This is a genomic window from Pseudomonas sp. Marseille-Q7302 (assembly GCF_965111925.1).
The window spans coordinates 438,747-454,417 of record NZ_CBCOPK010000001.1 but is presented as its reverse complement, the minus strand read 5'-3'; the positions used below and the strand labels follow the sequence as shown (position 1 = coordinate 454,417).

Here is a 15,671-nt window from a genome sequence, read left to right as displayed (position 1 = left end):
CGACCCCGGCAAAGGAAAAATCGTTCATCGAATTCCTGTATCGCCATCATGGGCAAGACGAATGGTCGCCACCGTTGCGACTGCGTTTCATTGTCCGCCCTAGAGGCCACGCCGGGGCTTGCCGCTACGCTTGTAGCTAGCGTTGTAGGTAAAGCCGTTTGTCCGTTGTGCCATTAAACGACCACCTGGCGCGAACTGTGTGTCCTTCCGCCCGGTCACCTTAAAGGTAAGGCACACGAACGGTCGCCGAGAGTTCTCTGCCGGCCACTACAAGGTTCTGCAACAGGTACCCAAGTATGACGAATCCCCTCGATACGCCGAATGGATCCCGTTCCCAGGCCACGGAAGGCTCTTCGGCCGAAGCCCATCTGCACGACCTGAAAGATGTCGCTCGGGACACGGTACAGGACGCCAAGCAAGAAGGCGCCGCGCACTATGAACACTACCGCGATACCGCAGCCGATCAGCTTGGTGCGATCGCCCAGAGCGCTCAGGCCGCCGCCGAGGAACTCGAAGACAAGGACACCCTGGGCCTGGCGCACTATGTCAGTGACATGGCGCAGAGCTTGACTGGACTGGCGGAAGACCTCCGGGGCAAGAGCGCCGAGCAGTTGCTGCATCAGGCCGGCACCCTGGCCCGGGACAACCCGGCCCTGTTTCTCACCAGCAGCATCGCCATCGGCTTTGGCCTGTCGCGCTTTCTCAAGGCCTCCAGCCAGCCGGACACCGGCAGTACTCACCGCACCAGCGGTCCGGACGAGGTGCCTTCGCTGACCACGCCGTCAGTGGCAGCGGAAAACGAACTGGTGGAGCCGGCAGCCGGTGCCGATGTCATCCATACCAGCAATATTCCCAAGGGTCCTGACGTCCATACGCCAACCACGACGCGCAGCGGCGACCCCATTGGCGGCGCGGCGATCAACCCGGCCCGTAGCGACAGCAGCCTGACCACCGGTACCGCATCCAGCCAACTGGATCGCCCCACTCTGAGCGGAGACAAGCAGCCATGATCAACGAGAATCCCACTCCGCGGCCCACCGAGGGCGATACCTCGGTCGTCGGCCTGGTCAAGCAACTGGTCCAAGAGGTCCCGGCGCTGTTCACCAAGGAACTGGCGCTGGCCAAGGCCGAACTGGGCGAATCCCTGCGCACCACCAAGGCCGGCGTCGCCGGCGTGGCGGCCGGTGCCATCGTGTTGCTGGCCGGCTTCATCGTCCTGCTCATGGGCGTCGTCTACTTCCTCTCCCAGTACCTGACGCCCTGGGCTGCCGCCCTGCTGGTGGGCGCCGTGGTCATGGTGATCGGCTTCATCATGCTGCAGTCGGGCAAGAAGCAGTTCGAGCCGGCCCACTTCACCCCTGATCGCACCGTCAACAGCCTGCAGAAGGACAAGGACGCCGTACGGAGAGCCGCGCAATGAGCATCGCCAATCAAGTCGACCACGAGTCCCAAAAGAATCCCGAAGAACTTGAACGGGAAATCGATCAGAAGCGCGGGCATATAGAAGACCTGGTAGGAGCGCTGGAAAGCCGGCTCTCACCCGGCCAGCTGTTCGATCAGGCACTGTCCTACACCAAGGGCCACAGCGGCGAATTCGCCCATAACCTGGGCAATACCCTCAAGGCCAATCCCGTACCGGCGGTGCTCACCTCGGTGGGCCTCCTGTGGCTGGCGCTTGGGCAGAACCGTAGTCCGGCCCCGGCCAGCGCGGGTAGTCCGCTCAAGGACAAGCTGGCCGGTGCCAGTGAAAGCCTGGGCCGAGCCATGGGGTCGGTCGCCGAGGGCGCCGGGCATACCCGCGATTCGTTGAATCGGGGCAGTCATGATGCACGCGACAAGGTCGCCGGTCTGAGTGATCAGGTGTCGGCTAAGGCTTCCGAGACCGGCGAGCGACTGGCCGACACGGCGGCGCAGACCAAGGATGCCCTTGGCGCCCAGGCGCAACAGCTCAAGGGCAACTTCGATACCCTGCTGCGTGAACAGCCCCTGGTGGTAGGGGCCCTGGGCATCGCGCTCGGTGCTCTACTAGGTGCCTCGCTGCCGCGGACCGAGACTGAAAACCGCGCCTTGGGCAAACACAGTGACAAGCTCACGTCGAAGGCGAAGAAGGTGGCCAGCAGCGGCTACGAGCAGGTCAAGGCCACCGGCCGGGAAGTGGCCGACGGGGCTCGTCAGGGTAATCATGACGATGGCGACCAGGCCAAACCCAGGAACTTGGGCAACGATCCCGATGCCGGAGTCGAATCCATGGCCGGCTCACCGGCGGCAGGCACCGGCAGCACCCTGGGCGCTACCCAGGCCACGGCGGGCATGAACGTCGGGCGGACGGCAGCCACCGGCAATACACCGGGTGCGGTGGGCGACGAAAGCGGCATGGCCACCCCGCGTAGCCTCTAACAAGACGACACCGTCGGGGTCAGGGAACGACCCCAGCACCAAAAGCAAAGGCGCACCGGTCTGGACCGGTGCGCCTTTGTTGTGTCGATCATCGCGGCCTTAGTAGCCCGGATCCGGATTTTCCTTGGACTGCTCGGGCCGCTGGTGATTTTCCGGACGCTGTTCTTCGCCGCCCTGATTGAGTTCCTTGTGGGTCTCGCCGACCTTGCCAGCGTTTTCCGGCTTGTGGTCGAGATCGTCGCGCTTGGCCATGATGCTCACCTCTTGTGGCTGAATCCATTAGGCAACGGGGCGGGGCCAGGGTGCCCTACCGCAGGTCAACGCAAGGGAGGCGCCATGAATTCCGGCCCCACGGGGTCCTTGACGTGCTCGGCGAGGATGGCGTCGATGGCGGCCAAGTCCTCGGTGGACAGCTGCCAGCCGAAGGCCTCGTCCAACCCCTGCAACTGCTCGGGTTTGCGGGCGCCCCAGAGCGCGATGGTCGGTCCCTGATCGAGGATCCAGCGCACCGCCAGGGCCAGCACCGATTTGCCATGGCGCTCGCGGGTAAAGGCAGTCAGGGCCTCCACGGCTGCCAGGTACTGGGCGAAGCGCGGCGGCTGGAACTTGGGATCGCCCTGGCGCAGGTCGTCGCCGTCGAAACGGGTCTCCGCGTTCATGCGCCCGGACAGCAGCCCGCGGCACAGGGCGCCATAGGCGAGCACCACCAGGCCGTGGCGCTGGGCATAGGGCAGGACATCGGCCTCGATGGCACGCTCGAACAAGTTATAGGGCGGCTGCACGGTGGAGAGGTTGGCGAACTGGCGGAAGGCCTCCAGCTGCTCGGGCGAATAGTTGCTCACGCCAATGGCGAGGATCTTGCCCTCCTGCCGCAACCGCTCCAGTTCGCGAGCGGTTTCTTCATGGGGCACCTGGGGATCGGGCCAGTGCACCTGGTAGAGGTCGATGCGATCGGTCCGCAGGCGGCGCAGTGAATCCTCCACCTCCTGGCGGATGCGTGCCGCGCTGGCATTACGACGCACCTGTTCGTCCGGCCATTCCAGGGCGACCTTGGTGGCGATCACCGCCTGGTCACGGATGCCCTCCAAAGCCTTGCCGACGATTTCCTCGGAACGACCGAAGCCGTACACCGGAGCCGTGTCGATAAGGTTGATGCCGCCATGCACGGCGCCACGAATGGTCTCGATGGAACGGGCCTCGTCGGTGCCGCCCCACATCCAGCCACCGATGGCCCAGGTGCCAAGGCCGATGCGGGAAACGGGGGTGTCGATACCCGGGATGCGCAGGGTTTCACTCATAGAGATCTCCAGGCGAAGACGCCAGTCGGAAGGATTAACCTTGTGAGGCTAATTCAAAAGGCGTTGAATGGGGCTCAACGAACTCTTGACCCTTAGAGCCTGTTCAAAGGCTCGCGAGCTAGAGACAAACAAGGCGAAAATGCCTGAGGAAGCGGATCGGACTCGCGTTCGAGTTTACGAATGGTAAATGAGCATTCCGACGGGGCTGGCCTTCCAGGGCATTTTCAAGGCCGTTTGGCCGACGCGCAGCACGCTTTGGACAGGCTCTTATCGTGCGAGGACTGTACATGCCGACCCTCAATCGCGGCGAACTGGCCGATCTCAACGTCTTCGTCGCCCTGGTCCGCCGCCGCAGCTTTCGCCAGGCCGCCATCGAACTGGGGGTGACCACCTCGGCGCTGAGTCATGCGCTACGTCAGCTGGAGACCCGCCTGGGGGTCAAGCTGCTCAACCGCACCAGTCGCTCGGTAGTGCCCACCCTGGCGGGCGCTGCGCTGGCGGAAAAGCTGGAGCAGGGTTTCGCCCTCATCGGCGATGCCCTGGGCGAGCTGGACCAGCACCGCGACGCCCCGGTGGGCCGGCTGCGGCTGAGCGTTCCGCGGGATGCGGCGCGTCTGCTGGTGACCCCTACCCTGCCCCAGCTGCTGGCGGCCTATCCGCAACTGCAACTGGACATCAGCGTCGAAGATCGCCCGGTGGACATCGTCGCCGATGGCCTCGACGCCGGCATCCGCTATGGCGACACCGTGCCCCAGGACATGGTCGCCCTGCCGCTCACCGACGAACTGCGCTGGATCGTGGTAGGCGCGCCCTCTTATCTGGCCAGCCACGGTCGGCCCGGACAGCCGGAGGATCTCGCCGAGCATCGCTGCGTACGCCTGCGACTGGGCAATGGCACCCTCTATCGCTGGGAGCTGGGCAGCGGTGTCACGACCCGGACCCTGGACGTGCCAGGGCCTCTCACCGTCAACGAGACCGAGACCTCGATCCAGGCCGCCCTCGACGGCCTGGCGCTGGCCTACTGCCTGGAATGGCGCGTGGCCGGGGAACTGCGCGACGGGCGCCTGGAGCAGGTGCTGCCAGACTGGGCTTCCCCCGGCGCGCCGCTGTGCATCTACTACCCAAGTCGACGCCAGCCCCCGCCAGGCTTGCGCCAGCTGATCGAGGCCCTGCGCCAGACCTGGACCGAGCGCCACCCTTGAACGGGTGAACCAACCGGCGCGCCCAGGGGTCCCCTGACGACGTCCGTTGATTCCACGACCAAGGAGCCCGTCGTGTCCGACGCCACTGCCGCCCAGCTCGATCAGCCCCAGCCAGTGACCCGCGAACTCAGCCCCCGGGCGCTGCTTACCGGTGCGCTGCTGGGCATTCTGCTGACACCCGCCAACGTCTATGCCGGGCTCAAGATCGGCTGGTCGTTCAACATGTCGATCATCGCCCTGCTGGTGAGCTATGGCCTCTGGCATCGTCTCGGGCGACGGCTGCAGCAACCGGGCTGGACGCTGCACGAGAGCAACATCAACCAGACCGTGGCCTCGGCGGCCGCCAGCATCGTCTCCGGCGGGCTGGTGGCGCCCATCCCCGCCTATACCCTGCTGACCGGCCAGCAATTGCCGACCCTGCCGCTGATGGGCTGGGTGTTCGCGGTGAGTTTTCTCGGTATCTGGGTGGCCTGGTATCTGCGCCCCCTGCTGCTGGCCGATGCCAGTTTGAAATTTCCCGAGGGCCTGGCCACCCTGGAAGCACTGCGCCAGGTCTATGCCAGCGGCGCCGAGGCCCTGGCCCGGCTACGGGTACTGCTGGGCGCGCTGGCGCTGTCGGCAGCCGTCAAGCTGGTGGATACCTTCGCCTGGGCACTGCCGCGGGCAGCGCCCTCGCCCGCGCTGGAGCGACTGACCTTCAGCTTCGATCCCTCCCTGCTGCTGCTCGGCTTCGGCGGCATCATCGGTCTGCGCGTCGGGCTGTCGCTATTGCTCGGTACGCTGCTGGCCTGGGCGGGCGTGGCGCCCTGGCTGCTGGCCAGCGGCGTTGCCGACCTGCCGGCGGACGCCAGCGGTCCGCAATATGGATTCCTGGTGCAATGGCTGCTCTGGCCGGGGGTGAGTCTGATGGTCAGCGCCACCCTGGCCTCGCTGGCGGTACGTCTGATCACGCTGCCTCGCGGTGAGCGGCAGCGCCGGGGTTGGCGCCGGCCGCGGGCCTGGCCGCTGGCGCTGCTGGTGGTCGCCGCGCTGTTGGTGGTGACGCTGCAGGTCCGCTTGTTCGGCATCGATCCCTGGCTCGCCCTGATCGCCCTGCCACTGGCGCTCTTTCTCGCCGCCATGGCCGCGCGGGTGGTAGGTGCCACCGGCATCCCGCCCATCGGTGCCATTGGCCAGCTGTCGCAGCTGACCTTCGGCCTGGCCGCCCCTGGCCAGGTCAACATCAACCTGATGGGCGCCAACACCGCCGGTGGCGCGGCCGGCCAGAGCACCGACCTGATGAACGACTTCAAGGTCGGCAAGGCCATCGGCGCCACCCCGGCCAAGCAGGTGGTCGCCCAGTGCCTGGGCATCGCACTGGGCGCGGTGACCGGGGTGCTCACCTACCAGGTGCTGATTCCCGATCCCCAGGCACTCCTGCTCAGTGCCGCCTGGCCAGCGCCAGCGGTGGCCCAGTGGAAGGCAGTGGCGGAAACCCTGACCCAGGGCCTGGGTGCACTGGATGGCGCCATGCGGCTGGGCATCGTCCTCGGCGCCCTGGCCGGCTTGCTGCTGGGCCTGGCCGAAGCCCTGCTGCCAGCGCGGCGCGCCCATTGGCTGCCCAGCTCGGCGGCCCTGGGCCTGGCCTTCATCCTGCCGGCCTCGGTGTCGCTGATGATGACCCTGGGCGCCCTGCTCACTGCACTGGTGCGTTGGCGAGCACCAGGCGTGGCCGAGCGCTTCGCCTTGGCGGCCGCCGCGGGTCTCATCGCGGGAGAAAGCCTGGCCGGCGTGGGCGCGGCGTTCTGGCAGATGTTCTTCAACTGAGCTGCGACATCTTGTCAACTGGACAATAATTTCCAGACGTAATGTCTCGAATCTTTCAGCAACCTTTCAAAGTCAGCAATTTCGGGGGTTCCGGTCCGATTCAGCTTGCCAGCGCAGTTTTGCAACACATATGGTTACAAATAGCGCGACCCACCTACAGAGGCCTGGGCGCCCTTTGCGCGAGCTGTCTCCATAACAAACCCAATCGAGCTAGCAGTCATGGCCACCACCTCGAAAGCCAAATCCGTGTTCCGCGTCGTCAGCGGAAACTTCCTCGAAATGTACGATTTCATGGTCTATGGCTTCTATGCCACGGCCATCGCCAAGACCTTCTTTCCCGGCGACAACGAACTCGCCTCCCTGATGCTGTCGCTGGCCACCTTTGGCGCCGGCTTCCTGATGCGGCCGCTGGGCGCCATCTTCCTTGGTGCCTATATCGACCGGCACGGTCGCCGTCACGGCCTGATCGTGACCCTGATGCTGATGGCCCTGGGCACCCTGCTGATCGCCGTGGTGCCGGGCTATGCCACCCTGGGCGTCGCCGCGCCGCTGCTGGTGCTGCTGGGCCGCCTGTTGCAGGGCTTCTCCGCTGGCGTGGAGCTGGGTGGCGTGTCCGTCTACCTGTCGGAAATCGCCACCCCTGGGCGCAAGGGCTTCTTCGTCTCCTGGCAGTCCGCCAGCCAGCAGGTCGCGGTGGTCTTCGCCGGCGTGCTGGGCGCGCTGCTCAACCACTGGCTGTCGCCCGCCGAGATGGGTGAATGGGGCTGGCGCATTCCCTTCCTGATCGGCTGCCTGATCGTGCCCTTCCTATTCATGATCCGTCGCTCCCTGGAAGAGAGCCCGGAATTCGAGGCGCGCAAGCATCGCCCGACCTTCCGCGAGACCATGACCTCCATCCGCCAGAACTTCGGCGTGGTGCTGGCCGGCGTGGCCATGGTCTCCATGACCACCGCCTCCTTCTACCTGATCACCGCCTACACCCCGACCTTCGGCAAGCATGAGCTGAACCTGACCGCCCTGGACAGCCTGATCGTGACCGCCTGCGTGGGCGTGTCCAACTTCATCTGGCTGCCGGTGATGGGCGCCCTGAGCGATCGCGTCGGCCGTCGTCCGCTGCTGATCTTCGCCACGGTCCTGGCCATCCTCACCGCCTACCCGGCGATGATCTGGCTGACCCACGCCCCGGGCTTCTCGCGCCTGCTGATGGTCGAGCTGTGGCTGTCCTTCCTCTATGGCACCTACAACGGTGGCATGGTGGTCGCCCTGACCGAGGTGATGCCCGCCCATGTGCGCACTACTGGCTTCTCCCTGGCCTACAGCCTGGCCACCGCGACCTTCGGCGGCTTCACCCCGATGGTCTGCACCTGGCTGATCCAGGAGACCGGCAACAAGGCCGCCCCCGGCATGTGGCTGACCTTGGCCGCCGTGCTCGGCCTGGTCGCGACCCTGACACTGTTCAAGGGCAACACCGAGCCGCGCTTCAAGACCGTGGCGGCCTGATAGCCCTGTCGCAGAGCGGCAGGTCCTGCCGCTCTCGCATTCGCACGGGTCGTCTCTCACACGGATCTGTAACAGCCTTTTGCTAGGGTTGCAGCCAGGCGACCGCACTGGGTGGTCGCTGTGCCGGAGCCCACCGATGTCTTCCCTTCCCCGCCTTCTCGCCGGTCTGGCCGGCGGCCTGCTGTCGCTTACCGCCGCTGCCACCGAGCTGACCCACTGGCCGGCCGATGCCGCCCGCCAGCTCGATGCCCTGATCGCCGCCAATGCCAACCAGGGCAACTACGCGGTGTTCGACATGGACAACACCAGCTACCGCTATGACCTGGAAGAGGCCCTGCTGCCCTTCCTGGAAATGAAGGGCGTGCTGACCCGCGAGACCCTGGATCCTTCGCTCAAGCTGATCCCCTTCAAGGACGTCGGCGGCCACCAGGAAAGCCTCAACAGCTACTACTACCGGCTCTGCGAGATCGACGACCTGGTCTGCTATCCCTGGGTCGCCCAGGTGTTCTCCGGCTTCACCCTGCAGCAGCTCAAGGGCTATGTCGACGAACTGATGGCCTACGGCAAGCCGATCCCGGCCACCTACTACGGCAAGGACGACAAGGTCGAGACGGTGGAGGTCAATCCGCCCAAGCCCTTCACCGGCCAGCAGGAGCTCTATCACAAGCTGATGGAGAATGGCATCGAGGTCTATGTGATCAGCGCCGCCCACGAAGAGCTGGTGCGCATGATCGCCGCCGATCCGCGCTACGGCTATGGCGTGAAGCCGGAAAACGTCATTGGCGTCAGCACCCTGCTCAAGGACCCCGTCAGCGGCCAGCTGACCACCGCCCGCAAGCAGATCGCCGAAGGCAAGTACGATCCCAAGGCCAACCTCAGACTGCAGGTCACGCCCTATCTGTGGACCCCGGCCACCTGGTTCGCCGGCAAGTACGCGGCCATCCTCACCTACATAGATCCCTGGAAGAAACCCATCCTGGTGGGCGGTGACACCCCGGTCAGCGACGGCCCCATGCTGTTCCAGGGCGTGGACGGTGCCAAAGGTGGCATCCACCTGTGGATCGATCGCAAGGCCAAGTACCGCACCCAGATCGAGGCGATGATGAAGAGCAACGCCGAGGGCCAGGCCAAGGCCGGCGTGGCGGTCAACGCCGACAAGCACTGGGTGATCGTCAAACCCGAGGATATCCAGTAGGCCAGCGTCCGCCTGGCGGGCTAGACTGCAGGCACCCCTCGCCTGCCTTGGAGCCCGCCATGGAACACCTAGTCCTGACCGTCATCGCCCCTGATCGTCCCGGTCTGGTGGAAGCCCTGGCCGACTGCGTGGCCGCCCAGGGCGGCAACTGGCTGGAGAGCCGCATGGCCCATCTGGCAGGGCAGTTCGCCGGGATCCTCTCGGTGGAAGTCGAGCCGGAATTGCGCAACGGTCTGGTGGAGACCCTGCAACAGCTGGCCATTCCCGGCCTGCGCATCCTGGTGGGCGAGCCGGGCCAGCCGGCTGCGGTGGGTGCACCGCTGGTGCAGCTCGACCTCCTGGGCAACGACCGCGTCGGCATCGTCCGCGACATCACCCGGGCGCTGCATCAGGTCGGCGTCAATGTCGAACGCCTGTCCACCGAGACGCGCCCGGCGCCCATGAGCAGCGAGGTGCTGTTCCATGCCACCGCCCTGCTGGCATTACCGGCGGACCTGGCCCTCGAAACCCTGCAGACCCATCTGGAAACCCTCACCGACGACCTGATGGTGGAGCTCAAGCTCTATCGGCACGGGCACGACTAACTGCGTCCCTTCTCCAACCGCCGCCGGATGCCTTCGGGCATATCGTCCGGCAGTGGCAGCCGGCCATCCGCCGGCAGGGCCTCCAGGCCGGCTTCGTCCAGCAGCACCAGCAGCTCTTCCTTGAGGCGACTCAGGGCGAAGGCCTGCCAGGCGTCGCGTACCGAGGGGAAGAGCTCCAGCTCGTAGTCGAAGGTGCGGATCGGCCGCCGGCTCTCCAGGGCAGCGCGCAAGAGTGGCTGGGCGTGGGGATGGCGCAACTGGTGCAGAAAGGCTTCGCGCAGCTCCAGGCGGTCGTCCTGGGTCAGCCGCGGCAACGGCAGGTAGCGTTCGGGATCTTCCAGCTCCTCGCGCTCTTCCAGACTGAGGTCGTCCGGGTCGAGCAGACGCAGGGCGCCGCTTTCGAGATCGAGGAAGTGGGTACCTCGCTCCCGGCTGTCGAGGGCGGCAGCCAGCAGATCGAGGTCGAGGGTGAGGGGGCGCATGGCAGGACTCCGGCACAGGCGAACAGGAGCGGAGCTCTATCTCCGCTCCTGTTGCGACCCTAGCACCGGAGCTGGCGTTCAGCCCTTCCGCTGATAGGGAAAGAAGCGCCGTTCGCGCAGGTCGTGCTCGATCTGCTCCAGGCTCTTGCCCTTGGTCTCCGGCACCAGGCGCCAGATGAACAGCAGGGCCACCAAGGAAATGCCGGCATAGAGCCAGAAGGTGTGGGCGGCGCCCAGCTTGGTCACCAGGCTCAGGGTGGTGAGGGTCACCAGCAGGTCGAAGCCCCAGTGGCTGAAGGCGCCGACGCTGGCGCCCTTGCCGCGCACGAACAACGGATAGACCTCGGCGTTGATCAGCCAGATGCAGACGCCGAAGCCGCCGCAGTTGAGCATCAGGTAGGCGGCCAGGCAGGCCACCACCGTCCAGCGCTCGACATCGGTCTGGGGACCGGCACCCTGGAACAGGTAACCCATGATCGCCAGGGCGACGATGGAGCCGGGAATCAGCGTCAGCAGGTAGCGACGACGACCGATGCGATCCACCAGGAAGCTGCCCACCACGGTCATGATCACCACCAGGATGGTGCTACAGCCGGTGGCCAGCACCGCGGTCTGGTCGGAGAAACCGGCCTGGGTGAGGATGGTCGGTGCGTAGTAGATCAGGGCATTGTTGCCGGTGATCTGCGAGAACATGGCGATGCCGGCGCCCACCAGCAGGGCCGGCCGAACCCACGGCGAGAACAGATCGCTCCAGTTGCCTTCCGGCGCGTTGCTCACGGTCTTGATCTCGGCCAGTTCGGCCTCGGCCGCGGTCCTGCCACCCCGCACCCGTTCCAGCACCGCCAGGGCATCCTGTTCACGACCCTTGACCAGCAGCCAGCGCGGACTCTCCGGCAGCACTGCCATGCCCGCCAGCAGGATCAGCGCCGGCACCAGGCCGAGACCGAACATCCAGCGCCAGTGCTCGTCCAGGGCGAAACCGGTGAAATAGGCCACGGTGATACCGAACACCACCATGAACTGGAACAGCACCACCAGCTTGCCACGGTGCTCCGGTGGCGCCACCTCGGCGATATAGACCGGGATGATCTGGGTGGAACTGCCAGCCGACAGGCCGAGCAGGAAGCGCGACAGGATCAGCAGGGTGACGTTGGGCGACAGTGCCGAGAGCACCGACCCCAGGGCGAACACCAGGGCCACGCCGATGATGGTCTTGCGCCGGCCGAGCCGATCGGAGATCGGGCCGGTGCCGAGGCAGCCGAACAGGGCGCCAAAGATGATGGCGCCGGTCACCAGCTGCTTGACGGTGTCGTCCATGGCGAATTCGCGGCCAAGGCCGAGCAGGGCGACGCCGATGATGCCGGTGTCGTAACCGAACAGCAGGCCACCCAGGGCGGCGATCACGGCAATGAGCACGACCAGCCCCTTGCGCGGGGTGGCCGCCACGGGAGTGGCGAGCGAGGGTGATGAAGCGAGCATGGGAAATCCTTTCTTGTTTTGCCAGGGCAGGGATCGCGGCGACGACCTGATCCACCCGCGCGGGCGGGTCTCGGTGAGCATGACCCAGGGCAAACCACGGTGTTCAGGGCAGAGAAACGTTAGGTGAATCGTTTCACCTAATGATGCCAGTTGTAACAGAACTTGTGAAAAGCATCACGAATGCACGATCAACCCGGTTCTAGCTGCCGATGGTCAACTCCTGAAAGCGCTGTTCCGGCAGTGCGGCGGCGCCCTGCCCCGGGCGCAGCGGCTGATCGCCCAGACGCTCGACGAGGAAGTCGATGAATACCTTGAGCTTGGGCGGCAGATGGCGAGTGGCGGGATAGAGCAGCCAGGCGCCGCCATGGTAATGCGGCAGAAAGGACCATTCCGGCAGCACCTGGACGATCTCGCCACGGGCCAGGGCCGCCTCGGCGGTGAACAGCGGCAGACTGCCGATGCCGATATGGTTGAGCACCGCGTCCAGGCGCACCCCGGTGTGATTGGCGGCGTAGCGACCCCGGACGCTGACGTGGACCACCTTGGCGCCCTGGCGGAATTTCCAGCGCGAGTCGGCCGGCTCCTCGGCCAGGTAGATGCAGCTGTGCAGGGCCAGATCACGCGGGTGCGCGGGATTGCCGTGTTCGGCCAGATAGGCTGGCGTGGCGCAGAGCAGGTGGTCGATGGTGAGCAACTGGCGCCCGACCAGTCCCGGCGGCGGTCTATCGGTGATGCGAATGGCCAGATCGACGTTCTCGTCGATCAGGTCGACATGGCGGTCTTCCAGCAGCAGCTGCACGTCCACTGCCGGATAGCGACGCAGGAAGTCGGCCATGTGCGGATGGATCACCGTGCTGCCCACCGCCTTGGGCACCGACAGCCGCACGACGCCGGCCGGCGCCTGATTGAACTGGCCGCTGACCTCCAGCACCGCCCGCGCCGCGCCGACCATGTCGCTGCAGCGCCGATAGACCTCCTCCCCCGCCTCCGACAACCGCAGCTTGCGCGTGCTGCGATTGAGCAGTCGAGTGCCCAGGGCCTTCTCCAGGCGCGCCACGCTGCGACTGGTGGACGAGGGAGTCAGCCCCAGCTGGCGGGCCGCCGCAGAGAAGCTGCCGCTCTCCACCACTCGCACGAAGATGGCCATCTCGCTGAGCAACGGCAGGGGGAGATTTATGCTCACAGCGCAAAATTCCTTTGGAGAGAAGATGGATTATCACCCTTGTGTGCACTCTTTAAAATGAGGATGTTTCTCGTTTTCTAGGTAGTAAACGTATGACCGAGCGCCTGTATTTCCTGAGCGACAGCCTGATCGCCGAGGTCGAGGTCCACGCCTGTAGCGCCGCCGAAGAAGGTTATGTCGTCGAACTGCGCGCCACGCCCTTCCATCCCCAGGGCGGTGGTCAACCCAGCGACACCGGCTGGATCGGCACTGCCGAGGTGACCCGGGTGGTCCAGGACGGCGAGCGCATCCTGCACCACACCAACCGTGCCCTGCCGCCGGGTCGCGTGCTGGCGCGGGTCGATGAAGCGCGCCGCCAGCTGCACTCGCGGCTGCATTCGGCCGGGCATCTGCTCGGCCACATCGGCGAGACCCATGGCTGGAAGCCGGTCAAGGCCCATCACTGGCCGGGTGAAGGCCGTATCGAATTCGTCCCGGGGGAGGAAACCGTCGCCCTGGACGCCGAATCCCTGCAGGCGCACTTCGACGCCCTGGTGGAAGAAGACCTGCCGCTGCAGATCGAGGTGCAGGCCGACGGCCAGCGCCAGGTGCGCTTTGGCGAGGATGTGGCGCGCTATGCCTGCGGCGGGACCCACGTGCGGTCGCTGCGCGCGGTCGGCGCGCTGAGCGCCTTGGGCGTCAAGGAAAAGAAGGGACGCCTGCTGGTGAGCTACGACATGGCTGGCGCCTGATCAACCGCCCACCCTACCCCCAGAAAGGAAGCGCCATGCTGCTCGAACTCGACGCTCTCGACACCGAGAGCCTGCTCCGTCTCACCGCTGAAGACCTGCTGGCCGTGCGCATTCGCCAGTTCGTGCCACGTTCCTTGGCCAACGACCTGGGTCAGCAGATCCTCGGCAATGGCTTTGCCACCTACATCAACGCGCCCAGCATTGGCCGCATCGGCATGGCCTTCTACGAAGCGGAGCATCAGCGTGCGCAGATGGACGACTACTTCGCCAGCGTCACCAGCAACCTGGAAGAGTTGCGTCGGCGCTGTCGCCCCTATCTCAACCCCATCGATCTGGTGCGCTGCACCCTCGATGAGGTCTGGCCCGCGGGGGCCCAGCTGCAGACCCTCTGGGGCCGCAAGATGTACGTCGGTCTGTCGCGGGTGGTGAAGCCGGGCGTACGCTTTCTCGCCCACCACGACATCTTCGCCAAGGACGCCCCGGGCAGCGAGGAGGCCGAAAGCCTGGTGACCCAGCTGGCCTGCAACGTTTACCTGACCATGCCCAGCAGCGGCGGCGAACTGCAGCTCTGGTCGCGGGAACTGTCCCCGGAGGCTTTCGACGCCATGCGCGGCGACAGCTACGGCATCGAACCCGATCGCCTTGGCCCGCCCTGCCTGACCATCCGCCCCGACCCGGGCGACCTGATCCTTTTCAATTCCCGCCGCATGCACGCCGTGACCCCCGGCAACGATCAGCCGCGCCTGTCGCTGTCGTGCTTCGTCGGTTATCGCGGGGCTGCCGAACCCCTGACGTACTGGAGCTGACATGTCCCCCTACCTGAGCGAATTCCTCGCCCTGGCGACCATCCACTTTCTCGCGGTACTGGCACCCGGCCCGGATTTCGCCGTGACCGTACGTCAGAGCGTGAGATTCGGCCGCCTGATCGGTCTGTGCACCGCCCTGGGCATCGGCGCCGGCATCTCGGTGCACGTGCTCTATACCTTGCTGGGCATCGGCGCCCTGATGCACGCCACGCCCTGGCTGCTGGGGGTCGCCAAGATCGTCGGCGGCGCCTACATCCTCTGGCTGGGCTTCAACCTCATCCGCAGCAAGCCTACCGCCGCGCCGCTGGACGACAGCCAGTGGCAGGCCGCCGACCTGGAGCGCCAGTCGCCCGGCAAGGCCTTCCTGACCGGCTTTTTGACCAACGCCACCAACCCCAAGGCCACGCTGTTCTTCCTGGCCATCTTCACCACCGTGGTCAGCGCCAGCACGCCGCTGACCGTACAGGGTCTCTATGGATTGTGGATGTGCGCGGTCAATGCCGCCTGGTTCGCCCTGGTCAGCCTGTTGTTTTCCAGTCCGCGCGTTCGCCGGACCTTTCTCCGCCTGGGCCACTGGTTCGAAAGAACCATGGGCCTGGTCTTGGTCTTCTTCGCCGGTCGACTGCTGTTGTCGGCGCTTTGACGTCAGCCACCCCGTTTTTTGGAGGTCCGCCATGCCTTACGTTCACCGCGCTCCCGCTGGAATTCCCACGGAAAAGTTTGTCGTCCGCCTACCCGATGGCATGCGTGAGCGCATCGCCGCCGTGGCGCGCTCCCATCGCCATAGCATGAACACCGAGATCGTCGCCTGGCTGGAGCGCAGCCTGGTGCAGGACGGGGTGCTGGAGCAGCAGCAGATCGACGAGGACGACGATCTGCTCAATGGCAATGAACAGCTGTTGCTGCAACGCTTTCGCCAACTCAACGAGCGCCAGCAGAGGGCGCTGATCTCCGTGCTGGAGCTGGAGTTGCCGGTGCCCATGGCCAGCCGGGAAACCGCCTGAGCAG

Annotated in this window: 17 protein-coding genes; 12 read left to right on the top strand and 5 right to left on the bottom strand. The window is 65.7% G+C overall.

Annotated elements, in window-relative coordinates; genetic code table 11:
• Positions 1-296: 296 nt before the first annotated feature.
• Genes ACWPW1_RS02165 through ACWPW1_RS02155 form a run of 3 tightly spaced genes read left to right on the top strand, consistent with a single transcriptional unit; the run spans position 297 to position 2,397 of the window.
• Positions 297-1,010 carry a hypothetical protein gene (locus tag ACWPW1_RS02165; RefSeq protein ID WP_323149376.1) on the top strand — a complete coding sequence of 238 codons (714 nt, stop codon included), beginning with the start codon at positions 297-299 and terminating at the stop codon, positions 1,008-1,010.
• Positions 1,007-1,420: a phage holin family protein gene (locus ACWPW1_RS02160; protein ID WP_059313235.1), complete on the top strand. Its 414-nt coding sequence runs from the start codon at positions 1,007-1,009 to the stop codon at positions 1,418-1,420. Before ACWPW1_RS02165 ends, ACWPW1_RS02160 begins: the two co-directional genes overlap by 4 nt.
• Positions 1,417-2,397, top strand: coding sequence for a DUF3618 domain-containing protein (locus ACWPW1_RS02155; protein WP_434775562.1), 981 nt, complete (start codon positions 1,417-1,419; stop codon positions 2,395-2,397). The genes ACWPW1_RS02160 and ACWPW1_RS02155 overlap by 4 nt, the downstream gene beginning before the upstream one ends.
• A gap of 99 nt (positions 2,398-2,496) precedes the next feature.
• Here ACWPW1_RS02155 and ACWPW1_RS02150 read toward each other — a convergent pair whose 3' ends face one another.
• Both ACWPW1_RS02150 and ACWPW1_RS02145 read right to left on the bottom strand, forming a co-directional pair.
• A complete protein-coding gene (locus ACWPW1_RS02150; protein WP_167348550.1) occupies positions 2,497-2,649 on the bottom strand; it encodes a hypothetical protein in 153 nt (50 codons plus the stop codon).
• A 65-nt stretch (positions 2,650-2,714) separates the two neighbouring features.
• A complete protein-coding gene (locus ACWPW1_RS02145; protein WP_434775561.1) occupies positions 2,715-3,695 on the bottom strand; it encodes an aldo/keto reductase in 981 nt (326 codons plus the stop codon).
• A gap of 287 nt (positions 3,696-3,982) precedes the next feature.
• On the opposite strand from ACWPW1_RS02145, the gene ACWPW1_RS02140 reads away from it, so the two are divergent.
• From ACWPW1_RS02140 to ACWPW1_RS02120, 5 genes are all read left to right on the top strand, one after another.
• Positions 3,983-4,897 carry a LysR substrate-binding domain-containing protein gene (locus ACWPW1_RS02140; protein WP_434775560.1) on the top strand — a complete coding sequence of 305 codons (915 nt, stop codon included), beginning with the start codon at positions 3,983-3,985 and terminating at the stop codon, positions 4,895-4,897.
• Between the two features lie 72 nt (positions 4,898-4,969).
• The gene (locus ACWPW1_RS02135; RefSeq protein WP_434775559.1) at positions 4,970-6,703 is read left to right on the top strand and encodes an OPT/YSL family transporter; all 1,734 of its coding nucleotides are present in this window, start codon (positions 4,970-4,972) and stop codon (positions 6,701-6,703) included.
• 219 nt (positions 6,704-6,922) lie between these two features.
• Positions 6,923-8,203: an MFS transporter gene (tcuC, locus tag ACWPW1_RS02130; protein WP_271653653.1), complete on the top strand. Its 1,281-nt coding sequence runs from the start codon at positions 6,923-6,925 to the stop codon at positions 8,201-8,203.
• 136 nt (positions 8,204-8,339) lie between these two features.
• Complete coding sequence (locus ACWPW1_RS02125; RefSeq protein WP_271653652.1) at positions 8,340-9,398, top strand: HAD family hydrolase; 1,059 nt, start codon at positions 8,340-8,342, stop codon at positions 9,396-9,398.
• 59 nt (positions 9,399-9,457) lie between these two features.
• Positions 9,458-9,982: a glycine cleavage system protein R gene (locus ACWPW1_RS02120; RefSeq protein ID WP_434775558.1), complete on the top strand. Its 525-nt coding sequence runs from the start codon at positions 9,458-9,460 to the stop codon at positions 9,980-9,982.
• On the opposite strand, the gene ACWPW1_RS02115 is transcribed toward ACWPW1_RS02120, so the two are convergent.
• The 3 genes from ACWPW1_RS02115 to ACWPW1_RS02105 form a co-directional block, all read right to left on the bottom strand.
• Positions 9,979-10,464, bottom strand: a complete 486-nt coding sequence (locus ACWPW1_RS02115; protein ID WP_323149659.1) for a UPF0158 family protein — start codon at positions 10,462-10,464, stop codon at positions 9,979-9,981. The two genes, ACWPW1_RS02120 and ACWPW1_RS02115, sit on opposite strands and share 4 nt — an antisense overlap.
• A gap of 78 nt (positions 10,465-10,542) precedes the next feature.
• Positions 10,543-11,943: a sugar porter family MFS transporter gene (locus ACWPW1_RS02110; RefSeq protein WP_059313226.1), complete on the bottom strand. Its 1,401-nt coding sequence runs from the start codon at positions 11,941-11,943 to the stop codon at positions 10,543-10,545.
• 199 nt (positions 11,944-12,142) lie between these two features.
• Positions 12,143-13,126 carry a LysR family transcriptional regulator gene (locus ACWPW1_RS02105; RefSeq protein WP_271653650.1) on the bottom strand — a complete coding sequence of 328 codons (984 nt, stop codon included), beginning with the start codon at positions 13,124-13,126 and terminating at the stop codon, positions 12,143-12,145.
• A gap of 92 nt (positions 13,127-13,218) precedes the next feature.
• On the opposite strand from ACWPW1_RS02105, the gene ACWPW1_RS02100 reads away from it, so the two are divergent.
• From ACWPW1_RS02100 to ACWPW1_RS02085, 4 genes are read left to right on the top strand one after another with little or no spacing between them, the layout of a single operon-like run.
• Positions 13,219-13,857, top strand: a complete 639-nt coding sequence (locus ACWPW1_RS02100; protein ID WP_059313224.1) for an alanyl-tRNA editing protein — start codon at positions 13,219-13,221, stop codon at positions 13,855-13,857.
• A 35-nt stretch (positions 13,858-13,892) separates the two neighbouring features.
• Positions 13,893-14,663, top strand: a complete 771-nt coding sequence (locus ACWPW1_RS02095; RefSeq protein WP_271653649.1) for a 2OG-Fe(II) oxygenase family protein — start codon at positions 13,893-13,895, stop codon at positions 14,661-14,663.
• Position 14,664: 1 nt separating this feature from the next.
• Positions 14,665-15,306 (top strand): LysE family translocator, encoded by a 642-nt coding sequence (locus tag ACWPW1_RS02090; protein ID WP_059313222.1) that lies wholly within the window; start codon positions 14,665-14,667, stop codon positions 15,304-15,306.
• Positions 15,307-15,337: 31 nt separating this feature from the next.
• Positions 15,338-15,667, top strand: coding sequence for an Arc family DNA-binding protein (locus tag ACWPW1_RS02085; RefSeq protein WP_059313221.1), 330 nt, complete (start codon positions 15,338-15,340; stop codon positions 15,665-15,667).
• The last annotated feature ends 4 nt before the right edge of the window (positions 15,668-15,671 follow it).

What these genes read in the sequence shown, in the direction of transcription:
- ACWPW1_RS02165 (WP_323149376.1), top strand. Translation starts at nt 297, where the DNA reads ATGACGAATCCCCTCGATACGCCGAATGGATCCCGTTCCCAGGCCACG.
- ACWPW1_RS02160 (WP_059313235.1), top strand. Translation starts at nt 1,007, where the DNA reads ATGATCAACGAGAATCCCACTCCGCGGCCCACCGAGGGCGATACCTCG.
- ACWPW1_RS02155 (WP_434775562.1), top strand. Translation starts at nt 1,417, where the DNA reads ATGAGCATCGCCAATCAAGTCGACCACGAGTCCCAAAAGAATCCCGAA.
- ACWPW1_RS02150 (WP_167348550.1), bottom strand. Translation starts at nt 2,649, where the DNA reads ATGGCCAAGCGCGACGATCTCGACCACAAGCCGGAAAACGCTGGCAAG.
- ACWPW1_RS02145 (WP_434775561.1), bottom strand. Translation starts at nt 3,695, where the DNA reads ATGAGTGAAACCCTGCGCATCCCGGGTATCGACACCCCCGTTTCCCGC.
- ACWPW1_RS02140 (WP_434775560.1), top strand. Translation starts at nt 3,983, where the DNA reads ATGCCGACCCTCAATCGCGGCGAACTGGCCGATCTCAACGTCTTCGTC.
- tcuC (WP_271653653.1), top strand. Translation starts at nt 6,923, where the DNA reads ATGGCCACCACCTCGAAAGCCAAATCCGTGTTCCGCGTCGTCAGCGGA.
- ACWPW1_RS02125 (WP_271653652.1), top strand. Translation starts at nt 8,340, where the DNA reads ATGTCTTCCCTTCCCCGCCTTCTCGCCGGTCTGGCCGGCGGCCTGCTG.
- ACWPW1_RS02120 (WP_434775558.1), top strand. Translation starts at nt 9,458, where the DNA reads ATGGAACACCTAGTCCTGACCGTCATCGCCCCTGATCGTCCCGGTCTG.
- ACWPW1_RS02115 (WP_323149659.1), bottom strand. Translation starts at nt 10,464, where the DNA reads ATGCGCCCCCTCACCCTCGACCTCGATCTGCTGGCTGCCGCCCTCGAC.
- ACWPW1_RS02110 (WP_059313226.1), bottom strand. Translation starts at nt 11,943, where the DNA reads ATGCTCGCTTCATCACCCTCGCTCGCCACTCCCGTGGCGGCCACCCCG.
- ACWPW1_RS02100 (WP_059313224.1), top strand. Translation starts at nt 13,219, where the DNA reads ATGACCGAGCGCCTGTATTTCCTGAGCGACAGCCTGATCGCCGAGGTC.
- ACWPW1_RS02095 (WP_271653649.1), top strand. Translation starts at nt 13,893, where the DNA reads ATGCTGCTCGAACTCGACGCTCTCGACACCGAGAGCCTGCTCCGTCTC.
- ACWPW1_RS02090 (WP_059313222.1), top strand. Translation starts at nt 14,665, where the DNA reads ATGTCCCCCTACCTGAGCGAATTCCTCGCCCTGGCGACCATCCACTTT.
- ACWPW1_RS02085 (WP_059313221.1), top strand. Translation starts at nt 15,338, where the DNA reads ATGCCTTACGTTCACCGCGCTCCCGCTGGAATTCCCACGGAAAAGTTT.